The organism is Blautia sp. HCN-1074, from assembly GCF_037890165.1.
In the GTDB taxonomy this organism is placed as follows: Bacteria; Bacillota; Clostridia; order Lachnospirales; family Lachnospiraceae; genus Blautia_A.
Genome location: NZ_JBBKBP010000012.1, coordinates 35,226 through 50,545, shown reverse-complemented (window position 1 = coordinate 50,545; position 15,320 = coordinate 35,226). Strand labels below are relative to the sequence as shown.

Genomic DNA, 15,320 nt, shown 5'->3' with positions numbered 1-15,320 from the left:
CCAATTTCTCCTTCTAATCCAATTATCCAATCATAATATCCTCAGCCGCAAGATGAGAATCTGATGGCATCTTCTGCGCACGTACCGTCACTGCTGTTCCCAGAGTCAGCGGACCGATTCTTCCAAGATACATGGTCAGAATCACAATCCATTTACCAATTGCATTCAACTGTGGTGTCAGGCCTCTGGTCAGGCCTACCGTCGCAACTGCTGAAGTGATCTCATAAACAACATCCTGCACTGCTGTTTTCGGCATAACCGCACATAGCAGAATACTCATGACAATCAGTACTCCAAATGCCATTCCCGTTACTACAATAGCAGAACGGATATAGCTGTCTCTGATTCTTCTGTGGTGTACTTCTACATCCTTCTTTCCCTGAAGATTTGATTTCAGACCCAGAAGAAGAACCGCTACAGTAGTGGTCTTAATTCCGCCGGCTGTTCCCATCGGTGAACCGCCAATCAACATCAATACCAGACATAACAGATACGTTGCATTGGAAAATCTGTCCTGCCCTACCGTAAAAAATCCTGCAGTTCTTGTCGTTACTGACTGGAATAAAGAAGCCATCCATTTCGTCCCGGTGGAATAAGCTCCAATACTATATATATTTCCATGTTCAAACAGAAAAATCAGCACCGTTCCTCCGACAATCAGCGAAACAGTCATAACCAATACCATCTTGCTGTGAAGGCGAAGTGTTTTAAATGCCCTGTTCAGAGGAAGTTTCCCCCTGACAACCTGTTTGATCTTATCCCAGATATCCCACCATACGACAAATCCAAGTCCTGACATGATAACCAGTCCGATCGTTGTAAAATTCACCACCGGATCCGCAACATACGGTGCCAGACTATCCTCACCAATCAAATCAATTCCGGCATTACAGAATGCTGACACTGCCGTAAAAACAGAATAGCCGATTCCCTTTACCGGACCGAACTGAGGAATAAATCGGAACGAATAACAAACAGCCCCGATTCCCTCGGCACCCAGTACACAAAGTAACACTTTTCTTACCAAATTCACCATTCCGCTCATTCTATCCATGTTATAGGACTCCTGGATAATGCGGCGATTTCTCAGCGATATTTTTTTACGCAGACTTATAAAAATAATACTGCCCAGAGAAATCAATCCCACACCTCCGATCTGGATCAGAACAAGAATGATGATCTTGCCGATCAATGTCCATTGCGTTGCCGTAACAACGGTCACAAGTCCTGTCACGCAGACACTTGTAGTTGCCGTAAACATGGCATCTGTAAAAGAAGTATGGTATCCGGGCGCCGTACAAAACGGCAGCCACAGAAGCAATCCCCCTAAGATAATCACCCCCGCAAAACCGAGGGTAATTATCTGAGCAGTATTTAATTTATGCAGTCTGTTATATAACTGCATCCTTTTATTCATTTGTTATTTGTTGTTTTTATCATAGTTATGAGAAAGTGACTGGCATACTTCCCACTGATAATCGGAAATACCTTTCTGCATAGCAAGTGCTTCGTTGATATCGAAGTCTACGAATTCGCCATGACGATATCCAACTACACGACAGCTCTTACCGGCAACAAGAAGATCTACAGCCAGAGCACCCATCATAGATGCGTATACACGGTCCTTACATGTCGGGCTTCCACCACGCTGCATATGTCCAAGGATTGTAGCACGTGTCTCAATACCGGTAGCAGCTTCGATACGTTTTGCCATTGCTTCTGAATGACCGATACCTTCTGCATTGATGATGATATGATGTTTTTTGCCTTTCTTACGGCTCTCAATGATGTTGTTGATCAGCTTCTGCTCATTATAATCATATTTCTCAGGAATCAGAACATCCTCTGCACCATTGGCAATACCACACCACAGAGCAAGGTATCCGGCACCACGTCCCATAACCTCGATGATACTGCATCTCTCATGAGAAGTAGAAGTATCACGTACTTTATCGATTGCTTCCATTGCCGTATTTACAGCTGTATCAAACCCGATCGTGTATTCTGTACATGCGATATCAAGGTCAATTGTTCCAGGAAGACCAATTGTGTTGATACCAAGATTTGCAAGCTTCTGAGCACCTGCGAAAGATCCGTCACCACCGATAACAACAAGTCCGTCGATACCATGTTTCTTACAGATCTCTGCACCACGCTTCTGTCCTTCTTCTGTACGGAACTCTGCGCAACGTGCTGTGTAAAGGATTGTACCGCCACGCTCAATTGTATCAGAAACGTCTTTGGCACTCATGTCAATGATCTCTTCATTTAGCAGTCCATCGTATCCTTTCAAAATACCTTTTACACTCAGTCCCTGGCTTAAGCCTCTTCTGACTACCGCACGGATTGCAGCGTTCATTCCAGGTGCGTCACCACCACTGGTGAGGACACCAATGGTTTTTATCTTCTTTTCTGCCATTTTTTCTTCCTCCATCTTATGAATCTATCTCATTTTTACTATACACATATTCGGGTATAGTTTAGCGCATTTTTATAAGTTTTTCAATCCTCTTTCTACAACTTTAACATTGGTTTGACCATATTTTTCGTACATGTAATTCATCCATGAATCCTGTATTTGTGCATGATAACCAACCGGAAGCTTTTTTATGGCCTTTACATCTTTCAGATAGATTACAACGGCACTGTCACCAGGGGAGCGTCTGAGGTCTTCAAGCAGTTCCTGTGAACGCTGTGCATACACTTCTTTATTATCAAACTGGATCCAGATCTCTCTTGGCATATTGTCAAACGGACGGATCTTTTCAAGGATCAGTTTACTGGCTCGATCGTCCTCCGCGGATACTCTTCCCTGGATAAATACCCTCGCATCTTCATTCAGAAACTGCTGGCTTTTCTCATAATCACGTGGAAAAACAACTACTTCTACCGTTCCGACAAGATCTTCCACTGTAAGAAATGCCATGACCTTGTTATTCTTTGTATATTTGATTGTTTTATCCGTAATCATTCCACCGATGATCACTTTCTGACCGTCCATGACTTTTGGAAGATTCGTCTCCTCATCCTGCTGGAAATCAGAAGTTTTTGCGGAGATCGTTTTCTCCATCATTGCCCGGTAATTCTCCAGCGGATGACCGCTCAGATAAATTCCCAGAACTTCTTTCTCATATCCAAGAAGTTCTTCTTTTCCGAATTCCTCCACATTCGGCATGCGGATCTCGAATTCTTTTTTATCCTCTTCACTGACCAGATCAAAAAGACTCATCTGTCCGACCAGAGAATTCTTTCTGTCCTGGCTGATACTATCTGAAATCTGCTGGTAAACCATCATCTTCTGACGGCGGTTACCCTCCAGACAGTCCAACGCTCCTGCTTTTATAAAGTTCTCTACAGCACGTTTATTCATCTGCTGCGTATTTCGCTCCATGAAATCTTTCAGGGAACTATACTCCCCGTTCTGCTCACGCTCACTTACCAGGCTCTCAATAACAGGACGGCCGACGCTCTTGATTGCAGACAGTCCATATCTGATAGCTCCGTTATCTACTGAGAATCCATACATTCCGCAGTTGACATCCGGCGGCAGGATCTTAATTCCCATCTGTCTGCACACCAGAATATATTCTGCAACCTTATTTGGAAAATCAATGACTGATGTCATAAGCGCCGCCATAAATTCTACCGGATAATAGTATTTCAGATACGCTGTCTGATAGGAAACAACTGCATAAGCCGCCGCATGAGATTTATTAAATGCATACTTTGCAAAATCTATCATTTCATCATAAATTTTATTCGCTGTCGCCTCGTCGATTCCATTTGCAATACATCCCGGAACTCCCTCTGCTTCATTTCCATAAACGAAGTTCTGGCGCTCTTTTTCCATGACAGAGGCCTTCTTTTTGGACATTGCTCGACGTACCAGGTCGCTTCGGCCCAAAGTATAACCAGCCAGGTTACGCACGATCTGCATAACCTGCTCCTGATATACGATACATCCATAAGTAGGCTGCAAAATCGGCTCCAGCTGCGGGCAGTCATAACGAATCGTGTCCGGACGGTTTTTGCCCCGGATATACTGAGGAATGAAATCCATCGGGCCCGGACGGTACAGGGAAATTCCCGCGATTACATCTTCAAGGCTCTGCGGTTTCAATTCTTTCATGAAGTTCTTCATTCCCGCACTTTCAAGCTGGAACACACCATCTGAACGGCCAGTGCCAAGAGAATCAAGAACTTTCTTATCATCATAGTCAATTTTCTGCATATCCAGTGTAACGCCCGTATCCTTCTGGATTAATTTCGCTGCATTCTGGATAACTGTCAGTGTACGCAGTCCCAGGAAGTCCATTTTCAGAAGTCCCAGTTCTTCCAGTGTCGTCATGGTAAACTGGGTAACAATCGAACCATCCTGTGCCCTGGAAAGAGGTACATATTCGGATACATCTTTCTGGCTGATTACGACACCTGCCGCATGCATGGAAGTATGTCTCGGAAGACCTTCCAGACGTCTTGCCATATCAATCAGATAATGAACATCATCCTGTTCTGTATACGCTTTCTTCAGTTCAGGATTCATGGTCAGGGCTTTATCAATGGTAATGTTTAATTCCTGAGGAATCATTTTTGCAATGGAATCTACCTGTGCATAAGGCATATCCAGCACACGTCCGACATCTCGGATAACACCGCGGGCCGCCAAAGTACCAAAGGTAACGATCTGAACCACGCAGTCATCGCCATATTTGCGACGTACATATTCAATAACCTCCTGTCTTCTTTCGAAGCAGAAATCAACGTCAATATCAGGCATGGATACTCGTTCCGGATTCAGGAACCGCTCAAAGAGCAGATCATATCGGATCGGATCAAGCTGTGTGATACCTAACGTATAAGCTACGAGACTTCCCGCCGCAGAACCTCGTCCCGGTCCTACCATGATGTCATGGTCGCGTGCATATTTGATGAAATCCCATACTATAAGGAAGTAATCTACGTAGCCCATATTTTTGATAGTAGATAGCTCATAGTTCAGTCGGGATTTTAATTCTTCTGTGACCGGATGATAACGTTCCTCCAGTCCTTCAAAACATAACTTATTCAGATATTCCCATGAGGTAAAACCATCCGGAACATCGAAACGCGGCAGCTTGGTCACACCAAACTCAATTTCTACATGACATCTCTGCGCGATCTTATGTGTATTCTCCAGTGCCTCTAATGCATATGGAAAAAGCTGCGCCATTTCCTCAGGAGATTTTACGTAATACTGTCCACCCTCATAACGCATTCTGTCCTCATCTGCCAGCTTCTTGTTTGTCTGCAGGCAAAGCAAAATATCATGTGGTGCTGCATCCTCTGCTTTTGTATAATGCACATCGTTTGTTGCAACAAGATCGATACCTGTCTCTTCGTGCATGCGAAGCAGTTCCTGATTCACTACCTGCTGCGCCGGAATTCCATGATCCTGTAATTCCAGAAAGAAATTTCCTTTTCCGAAAATGTCCTGATAACGCAGGGCTGCTGCCTTTGCATCCTCATACATTCCTCTCTGGAGATATCTGGCAACCTCACCGGCAAGGCAGGCACTTAGTGCAATAATTCCCTCATGATATTCTTTTAATACAGCCAAATCTACTCGCGGCTTATAATAAAAGCCCTCTGTAAATCCTTTAGAAACAATCTTCATCAGATTTGCATAACCCTGATTATTCTCAGCAAGAAGAACCAGATGGTAATATCTGTCCTCGCCGCTTCCCGCTTCACGATCAAATCTGGAACCCGGGGCCACATATACCTCACACCCTAAGATCGGATTGATTCCCTCGGCCCTCGCTGCACGATAAAAATCAATCACACCATACATAACTCCATGATCTGTGATCGCCGCACTGTCCATCCCAAGTTCTTTGATACGGGCTACATATTCTTTTATTTTATTAGAACCATCCAGCAGACTGTACTCTGTATGGACGTGAAGATGTGTAAACTCCAATTTTTGTTCTCTCCTGTTCTGTTTTACCAAACCAAGCAGATAGACTCATCTGCTTTCGCTACATAGCTCTACACCGAATAGCTGTTTTACAGTTTATCCGGTTAAAATAATATTTCTATAAAGAAATTTGTCCGGCAGAACTATCTCTGCCAGACTATACAGTTTACGTATTCTATCCTTATAAATAATTGCATCTGTTCAGCATTCTCACGGTTAACTAAACAACTGCTAAAATCTTATTTCGCATAGATTCTCTTATCTTTGATTTCTACTTTGCCTTCTTTCATCAGATGACCGATTGCACGTTTGAACGCACCTTTGCTCAGTCCAAATTCCCTCTGAATGACCTCCGGTGATGCCTTGTCATCAAAAGGAAGAACTCCCGCAAATTCATTGATTACTTCAAGTACATTTTCTGCATCTTCATTGATCTGCAGATATGCTTTCTGACGGTCTGTGACGTTCATTTTCCCATCTTCTTTTACTTCGCTGACACGCAGTTCAAGAATCTTACCCGGACGGTATTTTCCTTTCGCCTCTCTTGCCGGGATCAGCGCGGAATATTTATCATCGACTGCTACAAACACACCGAATCTGTCGCTGATCTCATACACACGGCCTTTAACCATATCTCCGACTACGTAAGGAGTTCTGGTAGAAAGATAATGATACACTTTCATCGTTGCACAGAGACGGCTGCTCTTATCAATATAGAGAGCTACCAGTACATCTTCGCCTTCTCTTACCTTCAAAGTCTGCTCATGATATGGAAGCAGAAGGTCTTTCTCCAGCCCCCAGTCAAGAAATGCGCCGATTCTCGTTACCTGAGATACCTTTAGAACTGCGGTCTGTCCTACCTGAAGTTTCGGTTCTTTGGTTGTTGCGATCAGACGGTCCTGAGAATCCTTATAGATAAACACTTCAATACTATCTCCCTCTTTTGTTCCCTCCGGAACCTGTTTAGATGGAAGAAGTACTCTGTTCTTTGCATCTGCGTGCATATCTTCCGCCAGATACACACCAAAATCTACGGATTTCACTACTGTTAATTTCTGTTTTTTTCCTAACTCTATCATATAATCTCCATTTCGTTTTTGCTTGCTTTTTTGTTTTTCTGATATCTCATGCCAGTATTTTTTGTCCTTCTATCATGCTTTAGAAGCAGGTCAATTATTTCCTGACCTGCTATAATTATATCCTCTGACATTATAGCAGTTCCATAAAATACTGGAATTGCTATAGCTTTGCATTTCAGTATAACACAAATAATAAAGGCGGCACAATGCGCTGTCACAAAAAAACTTCTGAAAAGAATTGTATGTTACCGTGCACGGAGTGAACAGTAACTTTTATACTCTTTTCAGAAGTTTTTATGATAGTTTATCTTATATAAATATTTTCTTATTTGTTACCCTGTCCATAGTACGCATTTGCACCATGTTTTCTGAAATAATGTTTATCCTGCAGATCCTGTGGAGCAGGTTTTACCTGTGGGTTGATCATCTCGCAGCGTGCCGCCATCTTGGCAACTTCTTCAAGAACAACTGCGTTATGTACTGCTTCGTGAGCATCTTTGCCCCATGCAAATGGTCCATGGTTTTTGCAAAGTACAGCTGGTACTGCTTCGTAATCTTTGTCTTTGAACATATCAACGATCAGAAGTCCTGTGTTCTTCTCGTATTCATCAAATTCTTTGCCTTCCAGACAACGTGCACATGGGATTTCTCCGTACATATAATCTGCATGAGTTGTTCCATAGCAAGGAATTCCTCTTCCTGCCTGTGCCCAGCTTGTTGCCCATGAAGAATGTGTATGAACAACGCCTCCGATATTCGGGAATGCTTTGTACAGTTCTACATGAGTTGCTGTATCAGAAGATGGATTATATTTTCCCTCAACTTTATTTCCGTTCAGGTCAACAACAACCATATCGTCCGGCGTCAGTAAATCATAATCTACTCCACTTGGTTTGATAACAAAAAGTCCTGATTCTCTGTCAATTCCGCTGACATTACCCCATGTAAATGTAACAAGTCCGTATTTCGGAAGATCCATGTTTGCTTTGTAAACTTCCTCTTTTAATTTTTCCAGCATAATTCGTACCTCTCCTTTTGCTTTTCAGATATTAATTGCAGTATCTTTCAGATATTCCGGTTTTGCATATCCCATCCGGAAAATCCCTTATTAATATCTGTATTATAACACTTGTACGGTACATGTACCAACTTGTATGTTAATTATTTTTCATACAGGAATTCTTCCGGCAGGCTTACTTTGAAGTCTTTTGCAAGTGCACGGAAGTTATCCGGTGTGATTGTCTGAAGTTTGTTTGGTGTCATAGACAGGATCTTTACAAGAATCTCTGCGGATTTCTCTACTGTGTGAAGCAGACCAAATGTAAGGTCAAAGTCTTCACCGGAGCAGAACATACCATGATGTGCCCAGATGACAACATCATATTTCTTCATCAGTTCTGCTGTCTTTACAGCGATTTCTCTTCCGCCTGGTACCATCCAGCCGACAACTCCAACTCCATCCGGGAAAACAACCGGGCATTCTGTAGCAGATTCCCATAATTCTCTGGTAAAGATCTTGTCATCCAGCGGAAGAACAAATGTCAGTGCAATCGTATTTGTTGTGTGTGCATGATAAATAACACGATGTTTTCCATTTGTCAGTTTCTTCTTTACTTCATGGTTCATCAAATGAGTCGGAAGTTCGCTGGTAGGTCTGCCACCTTCGACGAGTCCCCAGCGGATTCTGTAGTTCGTTCCTGTCTCATCCAGTTCAATGATTGCCAGACATACCTCAGGATCCACGATAATGTTTCTGAAATATTTACCGCTTCCTGTCACAAGGAAAAACTCTTCGGCCAGTCCCGGAACCTCTACTCCGATCGGTGTCCATTCTCCAGGTGCATTCAGACGAGGTTTGATCATCTCAACTTCTTCCGGTTTCAGACGATAGCTTAAGTTTCCACCATTTCTCTCATGCCAGCCCTGCTGATAACCGTCATTGGCCATTTTAATAAAGCCCTGTACAAATTTAGATTCCAGAATTTTCATAATATATATCCTCCATTTTTGTGGTTTTATGTTGTTTATTTTTAACAATTCGTTGTTTCTTGTTGTTTACAGCTTTAGTATATATTGTTTTGTGTGGTTTGTAAACAATTTATTCAAAAAAACTCTCACGAAACCACATGTGGATTCTGGAATATATTTGTCAGTTGTGTATGAAACTTTTTTCCTTATTTTTAGTTATGTGTTGTAATGTCTCACAATTTTTTTGCATTTCTGTATATCTATCATCTATATCCCTATCCCTATAAGGACTTTTACAGATAACAGTAACTTCTCAGATCTGTCATCATCAATAAATCAGTGAATAATTACAGACATTTTTCGCTTAAATATCTCCCTCTTTTTTCAGGAATTCTACTATCGCATAAGCTTTTCCTTCTATATTATCCAGAGATACAACCACTTTATCTGTTTCCGTTTTTACCTTCGGGCAAATTACATCTCCAAGCTTTGCCTGCATTTTATATTCTGCGCGCATCTGGTATATTTTGAAACTTTCCGGAAGGAAATCTTCTGCCATGCATACATACTGGCAATTGTTTACATGATGGTTTGTGTCCAGATGATGTTTTTGTACCGTGAAAGCTTCCTGCGCAATCATATCCTCCGGAAGTTTGATTTTTCTTGGTACATAATCCATTTCCATCTTTTCACCAAGTACATAATTATCTGTATCTGCCGGAGTCAGTCTGGCAGGAAGTCCCATGCTGATATCAAGATGTGTCCAGTTGGAATTTGCCCACGCAAGTTTTTTTCCTTCAGTATCCTCTATAACGAAATTACGCATTCCCATAAATCCTTTGAATTCATACGGTACTGTCATAATCTTGATCTCTGTTCCCATTTTTGCATACTCATCCACCACTACCTGCCAGGAAGAAAGTACCCATGCTCTGTTTCTCGCCTTCAGAACGTCCCCTCCAAGCCCAATCGACTCCGCATGAAACGTACAACAATCCTGAAAATAATTCAAAATCCCTGGCAATGTCAGTCTGCCATCTTCGCCTGTCTCACTATATCTGACTCTGCTGTTAAAACTGTAGTTCATCCGCTTTTCCTCTCTGTATATGAATATATTTTGTAACTATTCAGCAGTCTACTATCCCGCGAGGTGTTTTGGCATGAACATGCCAAAATCCTGAGACATACAAGTCAAAATCCCATCGCCGAAGGCGATTTTTAATGGATTTTGACTCGTAACTGTGAAGGTACTGAACAGTTACTATATTTTTATCATTACTTATTATGCTATGTATCACCATATTTCGCAAGACTGAGCATTTTTCTTACCAGAATTTTAATACTAATTAAAATATTACAACATCAAAAAAAAACAAGCAGGAAGCTTTTGGGTATAACACACCTCAACAACTTCCTGCTTTCTATTACTTTCTTAACACAATACATCTTTTTTTATAGAAGGAAATTCCGTAGCAGAACACTTCATCATAATTATCCGCAAACTCTTCTGCATACATTCTATCATTTATCTGTCGGACAGCTTTCTCGCAATCTGATTCCATATGTTCCAAAGTCTTAGAGTATTTCGCCTCAAAAACAGCTACCCTGCCATTTCTTGAGTCCAATACCACAACATCACTGGTATTTTTCCAGTATCCTGTCGGCTTTGCATCTGGATTCTCCTGAAGATCCCGCAAATAGTTCATCACATCCCAGGGACAATATACATCCGTTTTTCCAAAATGATATCCATCATACCATACTTTGACCTGCTCCGTTTTTTCCGAAACATCCGCATCTATTAAAAGCTGGTCAACATCCTTCTGCGTAAAGCCAAAGTATTCATTAAACCTTGCGGCGGTAATTGTATCGGAAACAAAATTGTTTGTTCCCGTAAAGATACTTATGGCCTTACACAAAAACTATATCTCTATTTTATCAGACCATTTCCATACTTACCATACTATTTTTTCGACATATTCGCAGCAAACGTAATCATTACCTTAAACAGATCTCCATCCAGATACAACTTAAATTCTCCACCCTGCAATTCCGTCAGGCTCTTGGCGATGGAAAGACCGAGTCCGCTTCCTTCTGTATTTCTGGCAACATCTCCACGGATAAATCTCTCCGTCAGTTCATCTGCTGAGAAGTTCAGTGGCTGTGCAGAAATATTTTTCAAGGAAAAGACCACTTTCTTATTGCTGTTGCTGATTTCCGCATATACTCTGGTTCCTTCCATTGCATACTTCACAACGTTACCAAATACATTCTCCAGGACCCTCCACATTTTCTGTCCGTCTGCGTAGATCATGGACGGCTCATCTGTAAAATGCACCATCATGGTAAGGTTCTTTTCCTGAAACTTCTCTTCGAATTCTCCGATAACCTGCTGTACCATTTCCACGAAATCAATGTCGTTCATCTCAAATTTGATATTCCCGGTACTTGCCTTGGACGCTTCCACCACATCCTCAGTTAACACCTTCAGTCTCTGGGATTTCTCATCCAGAATACGCAAATATTCCTGTACTTGCGGGTCTGTCAGATTCTCACGCTTCAGTAAATCTACATAATTAATAATAGATGTCAACGGCGTTTTCAGATCATGGGAAACATTTGTGATCAGTTCTGTCTGCATTCGTTCTTTCTTCAGGCTGTTCTCCACCGCAGCATCCAGACCGTCACCGATATTATTGATATATTCAGCCATTGCTTTGTATTTTCCGGTAAGCTGCTCTGTTTTAATCTTATACTGCAATTCTCCGTCACTGATTTTCTTCAGTCCGTCCATAATAAGATCCAGACCATCCACTTTACGAACTGCATAAACGATTGCCGCTACATCTGCCACGATCAGCACCAACGCAAATACTCCTGACGCATTTATCATAAACTGTAAAAACACAAATCCGCCAATACCAAACAGAACTTTTATTTTTTCTGATGTATTTCGAGAAAAGCTGCCAATAAAATCTACGATCTTTCTATTGCATTTTCCAATCCATTTCAAAATTCTTCTAAGCAAACTGTTTTTCCAGAACGTACCTGCCTTGATTCTTCTTACCAGGCTGAGATATCCTGTCAGGAACCATGCCATTGTATAAATTCCGCATATTACCAGTGAAATTATCAGAATCTGCATATTGTTGAAAGTCCCGATCAGTGAGTTTGCAATCACTGTTACCATTCCCATAAAACCAACAAGCCATACCCCTGTCACAACTCCCGCCGCGATTTCTGTATACCATCTGTCAAAACTATTCAGATGGATTTCTTCATCTTCCGGTTTTCTTCCTGCTGCCACTGTCAGCCAGATCATACTGATCAGCCAGATCACACAACTAAGAATAGTTCCAAGCAATACCGGCAGCATCAAATTTGCATATTTTTCAAAAGTCTCTGCATCAGACGCAATAGAATCTGCTATCGGAAATTCAGTGTCTACATTGACTGCAAAAACAAAATCTTCTGTATCAAGGCTCTGTTTAATCGTATGATTCCATACCTGCAGGCTGATATTTGGAATATCTGTAACACATTCACTTAAATCCGGGTAAATAACCGCAAATGTATGCTCCTTAAGTATCTTCTCAAGGTTCTGCTCCAGCTGTGTGTAGTCACCGTATGCCTCTTTATTTGTATAGACTGTCTTTGCTTTTTTATCCGCGAAAAGATATGTGAGGTTACTACTCCCTTCCTCACATTCCCCTGTGGGCTGAAAAGAATTGTCCTGTGCAACTGTATATTCATAAGTTTTGGCATCATTTTGTACGGAACTGATACAATCCAGAAGATTAGCCAGTTCATCGTAAGCTCCCCGAGGACTTCCACTCCATTCCTCACTGGAATTTACTGCATCCAGAAGATTATCCGCTCCCTGCGGTGCAAATTTCTCTGCAAGTCCATTCACTGAAAGGAAATAAGTCTCTGAGTATTCCACCCCGGTCGTAACATCCGTGACACTTCCAATATTCTGGCTCTCATCTGAATTCCAATAAACCAGATCATATGCCACATCCACTTTCTGAGCATCTGTTTTGTCCCAGAATTCATCTGCATCTAAATCAAAGTAATCTTTATTATAATCAATTTTCAGGGTTCCCTCTGCTATCCTCTTTTTGAAATCATCAAGATAAAAGCAATGACTGGTTCCATCAGTTGTCCGGCACTGAATGATATTTCCATTATCATAATATGCCTCGCTTCCATCCCAGTCCTTCGCCCATTCCAGAATATCATTTACAGAATATGCAAGACCAGAAACATCCTTCATTGAGAGCTCTTTAATGGCATCCCGTGAGTTACCTTTCTCCTTAAATTCAAAAAGATCAATCACTGCTGATGAACCTGCGTTTTTAAGAAAATTTATATCCTCCTGTACAGATAAACCACCGATAATATCCGTTCCTTTTTGACGCAGTTCATTGTTAAATTCCTCTGATTCAATATAATTTTTATTTCTGTCATCCAGACGGATTCCTTTCTCATAGAGTGCGACAAAAGCTACCATGCAGACTGCTGCTGCAACCGCAGCCAGATGTGCAATCACGATCCAGACTGTCTTGGCAAAATTGCTTCTATATCTCTTTCCTTTCATTGTTTTGTCCCTTTCCTTTTTATTCTTATCCACTCATTTATCTTGCTGTCATACAACGATAATGATAATTTATTCGCCAAAAATAACTGTTAACTGACTAATGTCATTTTTTACGATATCTTCTCTACTTTATATCCAAGTCCCCACACAACTTTCAGGTATCTTGGCTCTCTCGGATTGATTTCAATCTTCTCTCTGATATGCCGGATATGCACCGCTACCGTATTATCTGCCGCCACGGCTTCCTCGTTCCAGATATTTTCATAAATCTGGTTAATAGAGAAAACTCTGCCCTGATTCTTCATCAGTAAAAGCAAAATGTTGTACTCAATCGGCGTCAGTTTTACCAATTCTCCATCTACCCGGACCTCTTTCAGATCATCATTGACACTTAACCCTCCGGTTTCATAAACATGAGCGCTCTCCTGCGGCACTGCAGCTCCCAGTCTTGTATATCTTCGAAGCTGTGATTTCACTCGTGCCACCAGTTCCAGTGGATTAAACGGTTTGGTCACATAATCATCAGCACCTACATTTAATCCCAGAATCTTATCCGCATCTTCTGACTTCGCAGAAAGAATAATGATCGGAAGCGGATTCTCCTCTCTTATCTTCAAAGTAGCCCTGATTCCATCAAGTTTCGGCATCATGATATCTATAATCAGCAGATCTACTTTCTGACTTCGCAACACATTAATTGCCTCCAGGCCATCATACGCCTTGAAAATCGTATATCCTTCCTGTTCCAGGTAAATGCTGATTGCCTCCACGATGTCCTTATCGTCATCGCAGACCAGAATATTCGCCACTTCATACACCTCCCTCTTTTCAAATCCCCGTCTCAATTTCCATAACTTTTAAAAGTCCTGCAATTAAATTTCCGGTTTTTAAACATCTTTTATGTTTTTCTGTTATTAGAATAATCAAAGTATCTTAATATGAAAGGGACAAATTCTTAAGATTTTCTTATGATTATTTCAGAAGTTCCTCAATATTCAAATTTTCAAATGATTTTATCACCGGGAATTTTGCTTCGATTTCCGGCTCTTTTCCCTGTGTATACCAGATTCCTTTCAGCCCACATTTTGCAGAACCTTCCACATCTTTTTTCAGACTGTCACCGATAAATGCACATTTATTCGCAGAAAATCCGGCTTTTTCCACACAGATATCAAATAAATGTGAATCTGGCTTCTCAGCACCGGCTTCCTCACTGGTTACAATAAAGTCAATATAAGAATACAACCCCAAAGCACTTAATTTTTTATACTGAACATAAGCAGTCATATCCGTACCAATTCCAATACGTATTCCCCGCTTTTTCAGTTCCTGCATAAATTTCTGAACCCCTGGTGATGGCTGTGCCTGTCGGATCAGTGTATCCCAGTATGCATGGTACATATTTAAAGCATGTGGAAACAACGGCTTTTCCCATAATTCCAACATAATCTGCATTCGAAGCAGACGACTGTGAATAGCCGCCGTATCCGTCCGGATTCTGTCCAGCATAATTCTCTGCGCTTCCTTATAGCATCGTTTCATCTCTTCCCCAGATACCCCAAACGCACTCTCACAATAATCCGCCAACGCTTTCATACCGTAAATATGGTTTTTATCATAATCATACAATGTATTATCAATGTCAAAGATTACTGCTTTTATCATTTTGTATTCCTCTTTCTGTAAAGCTATGTTCTGACAGTTTTTCTGCTTATGA

12 protein-coding genes are annotated in these 15,320 nt (G+C 41.4%); all 12 read right to left on the bottom strand.

Features of this window, described 5'->3' with window-relative positions:
- Positions 1-22: 22 nt before the first annotated feature.
- On the bottom strand, positions 23-1,417 hold the full coding sequence (locus WKT11_RS11400) for a TrkH family potassium uptake protein (protein WP_243010101.1): 1,395 nt from the start codon (positions 1,415-1,417) through the stop codon (positions 23-25).
- A 3-nt stretch (positions 1,418-1,420) separates the two neighbouring features.
- The gene (gene pfkA / locus WKT11_RS11395) at positions 1,421-2,419 is read right to left on the bottom strand and encodes a 6-phosphofructokinase (protein WP_117676868.1); all 999 of its coding nucleotides are present in this window, start codon (positions 2,417-2,419) and stop codon (positions 1,421-1,423) included.
- 72 nt (positions 2,420-2,491) lie between these two features.
- On the bottom strand, positions 2,492-5,959 hold the full coding sequence (locus tag WKT11_RS11390; RefSeq protein ID WP_340284382.1) for a DNA polymerase III subunit alpha: 3,468 nt from the start codon (positions 5,957-5,959) through the stop codon (positions 2,492-2,494).
- Between the two features lie 236 nt (positions 5,960-6,195).
- Positions 6,196-7,035, bottom strand: coding sequence for a CvfB family protein (locus WKT11_RS11385; RefSeq protein WP_117676866.1), 840 nt, complete (start codon positions 7,033-7,035; stop codon positions 6,196-6,198).
- Complete coding sequence (locus WKT11_RS11380; protein ID WP_117676865.1) at positions 7,032-7,253, bottom strand: hypothetical protein; 222 nt, start codon at positions 7,251-7,253, stop codon at positions 7,032-7,034. The genes WKT11_RS11385 and WKT11_RS11380 overlap by 4 nt, the downstream gene beginning before the upstream one ends.
- 107 nt (positions 7,254-7,360) lie before the next feature.
- Positions 7,361-8,053: an L-ribulose-5-phosphate 4-epimerase gene (locus WKT11_RS11375; protein ID WP_117676864.1), complete on the bottom strand. Its 693-nt coding sequence runs from the start codon at positions 8,051-8,053 to the stop codon at positions 7,361-7,363.
- Between the two features lie 143 nt (positions 8,054-8,196).
- Positions 8,197-9,024, bottom strand: a complete 828-nt coding sequence (gene rhaD / locus WKT11_RS11370; RefSeq protein WP_117846160.1) for a rhamnulose-1-phosphate aldolase — start codon at positions 9,022-9,024, stop codon at positions 8,197-8,199.
- Between the two features lie 343 nt (positions 9,025-9,367).
- The gene (locus WKT11_RS11365; RefSeq protein ID WP_340284378.1) at positions 9,368-10,090 is read right to left on the bottom strand and encodes an acyl-[acyl-carrier-protein] thioesterase; all 723 of its coding nucleotides are present in this window, start codon (positions 10,088-10,090) and stop codon (positions 9,368-9,370) included.
- A gap of 337 nt (positions 10,091-10,427) precedes the next feature.
- Positions 10,428-10,922, bottom strand: a complete 495-nt coding sequence (locus WKT11_RS11360; RefSeq protein ID WP_117676861.1) for a PD-(D/E)XK nuclease domain-containing protein — start codon at positions 10,920-10,922, stop codon at positions 10,428-10,430.
- A 44-nt stretch (positions 10,923-10,966) separates the two neighbouring features.
- Complete coding sequence (locus tag WKT11_RS11355) at positions 10,967-13,636, bottom strand: sensor histidine kinase (RefSeq protein ID WP_340284376.1); 2,670 nt, start codon at positions 13,634-13,636, stop codon at positions 10,967-10,969.
- 77 nt (positions 13,637-13,713) lie between these two features.
- Complete coding sequence (locus tag WKT11_RS11350) at positions 13,714-14,412, bottom strand: response regulator transcription factor (protein WP_117676860.1); 699 nt, start codon at positions 14,410-14,412, stop codon at positions 13,714-13,716.
- Positions 14,413-14,575: 163 nt separating this feature from the next.
- Positions 14,576-15,268, bottom strand: coding sequence for an HAD family hydrolase (locus tag WKT11_RS11345; protein WP_340284374.1), 693 nt, complete (start codon positions 15,266-15,268; stop codon positions 14,576-14,578).
- Positions 15,269-15,320: the final 52 nt, after the last annotated feature.

Coding starts and splice junctions, on each gene's coding strand:
- WKT11_RS11400 (WP_243010101.1), bottom strand. CDS start 1,417: ATGAATAAAAGGATGCAGTTATATAACAGACTGCATAAATTAAATACT.
- pfkA (WP_117676868.1), bottom strand. CDS start 2,419: ATGGCAGAAAAGAAGATAAAAACCATTGGTGTCCTCACCAGTGGTGGT.
- WKT11_RS11385 (WP_117676866.1), bottom strand. CDS start 7,035: ATGATAGAGTTAGGAAAAAAACAGAAATTAACAGTAGTGAAATCCGTA.
- WKT11_RS11375 (WP_117676864.1), bottom strand. CDS start 8,053: ATGCTGGAAAAATTAAAAGAGGAAGTTTACAAAGCAAACATGGATCTT.
- rhaD (WP_117846160.1), bottom strand. CDS start 9,024: ATGAAAATTCTGGAATCTAAATTTGTACAGGGCTTTATTAAAATGGCC.
- WKT11_RS11365 (WP_340284378.1), bottom strand. CDS start 10,090: ATGAACTACAGTTTTAACAGCAGAGTCAGATATAGTGAGACAGGCGAA.
- WKT11_RS11345 (WP_340284374.1), bottom strand. CDS start 15,268: ATGATAAAAGCAGTAATCTTTGACATTGATAATACATTGTATGATTAT.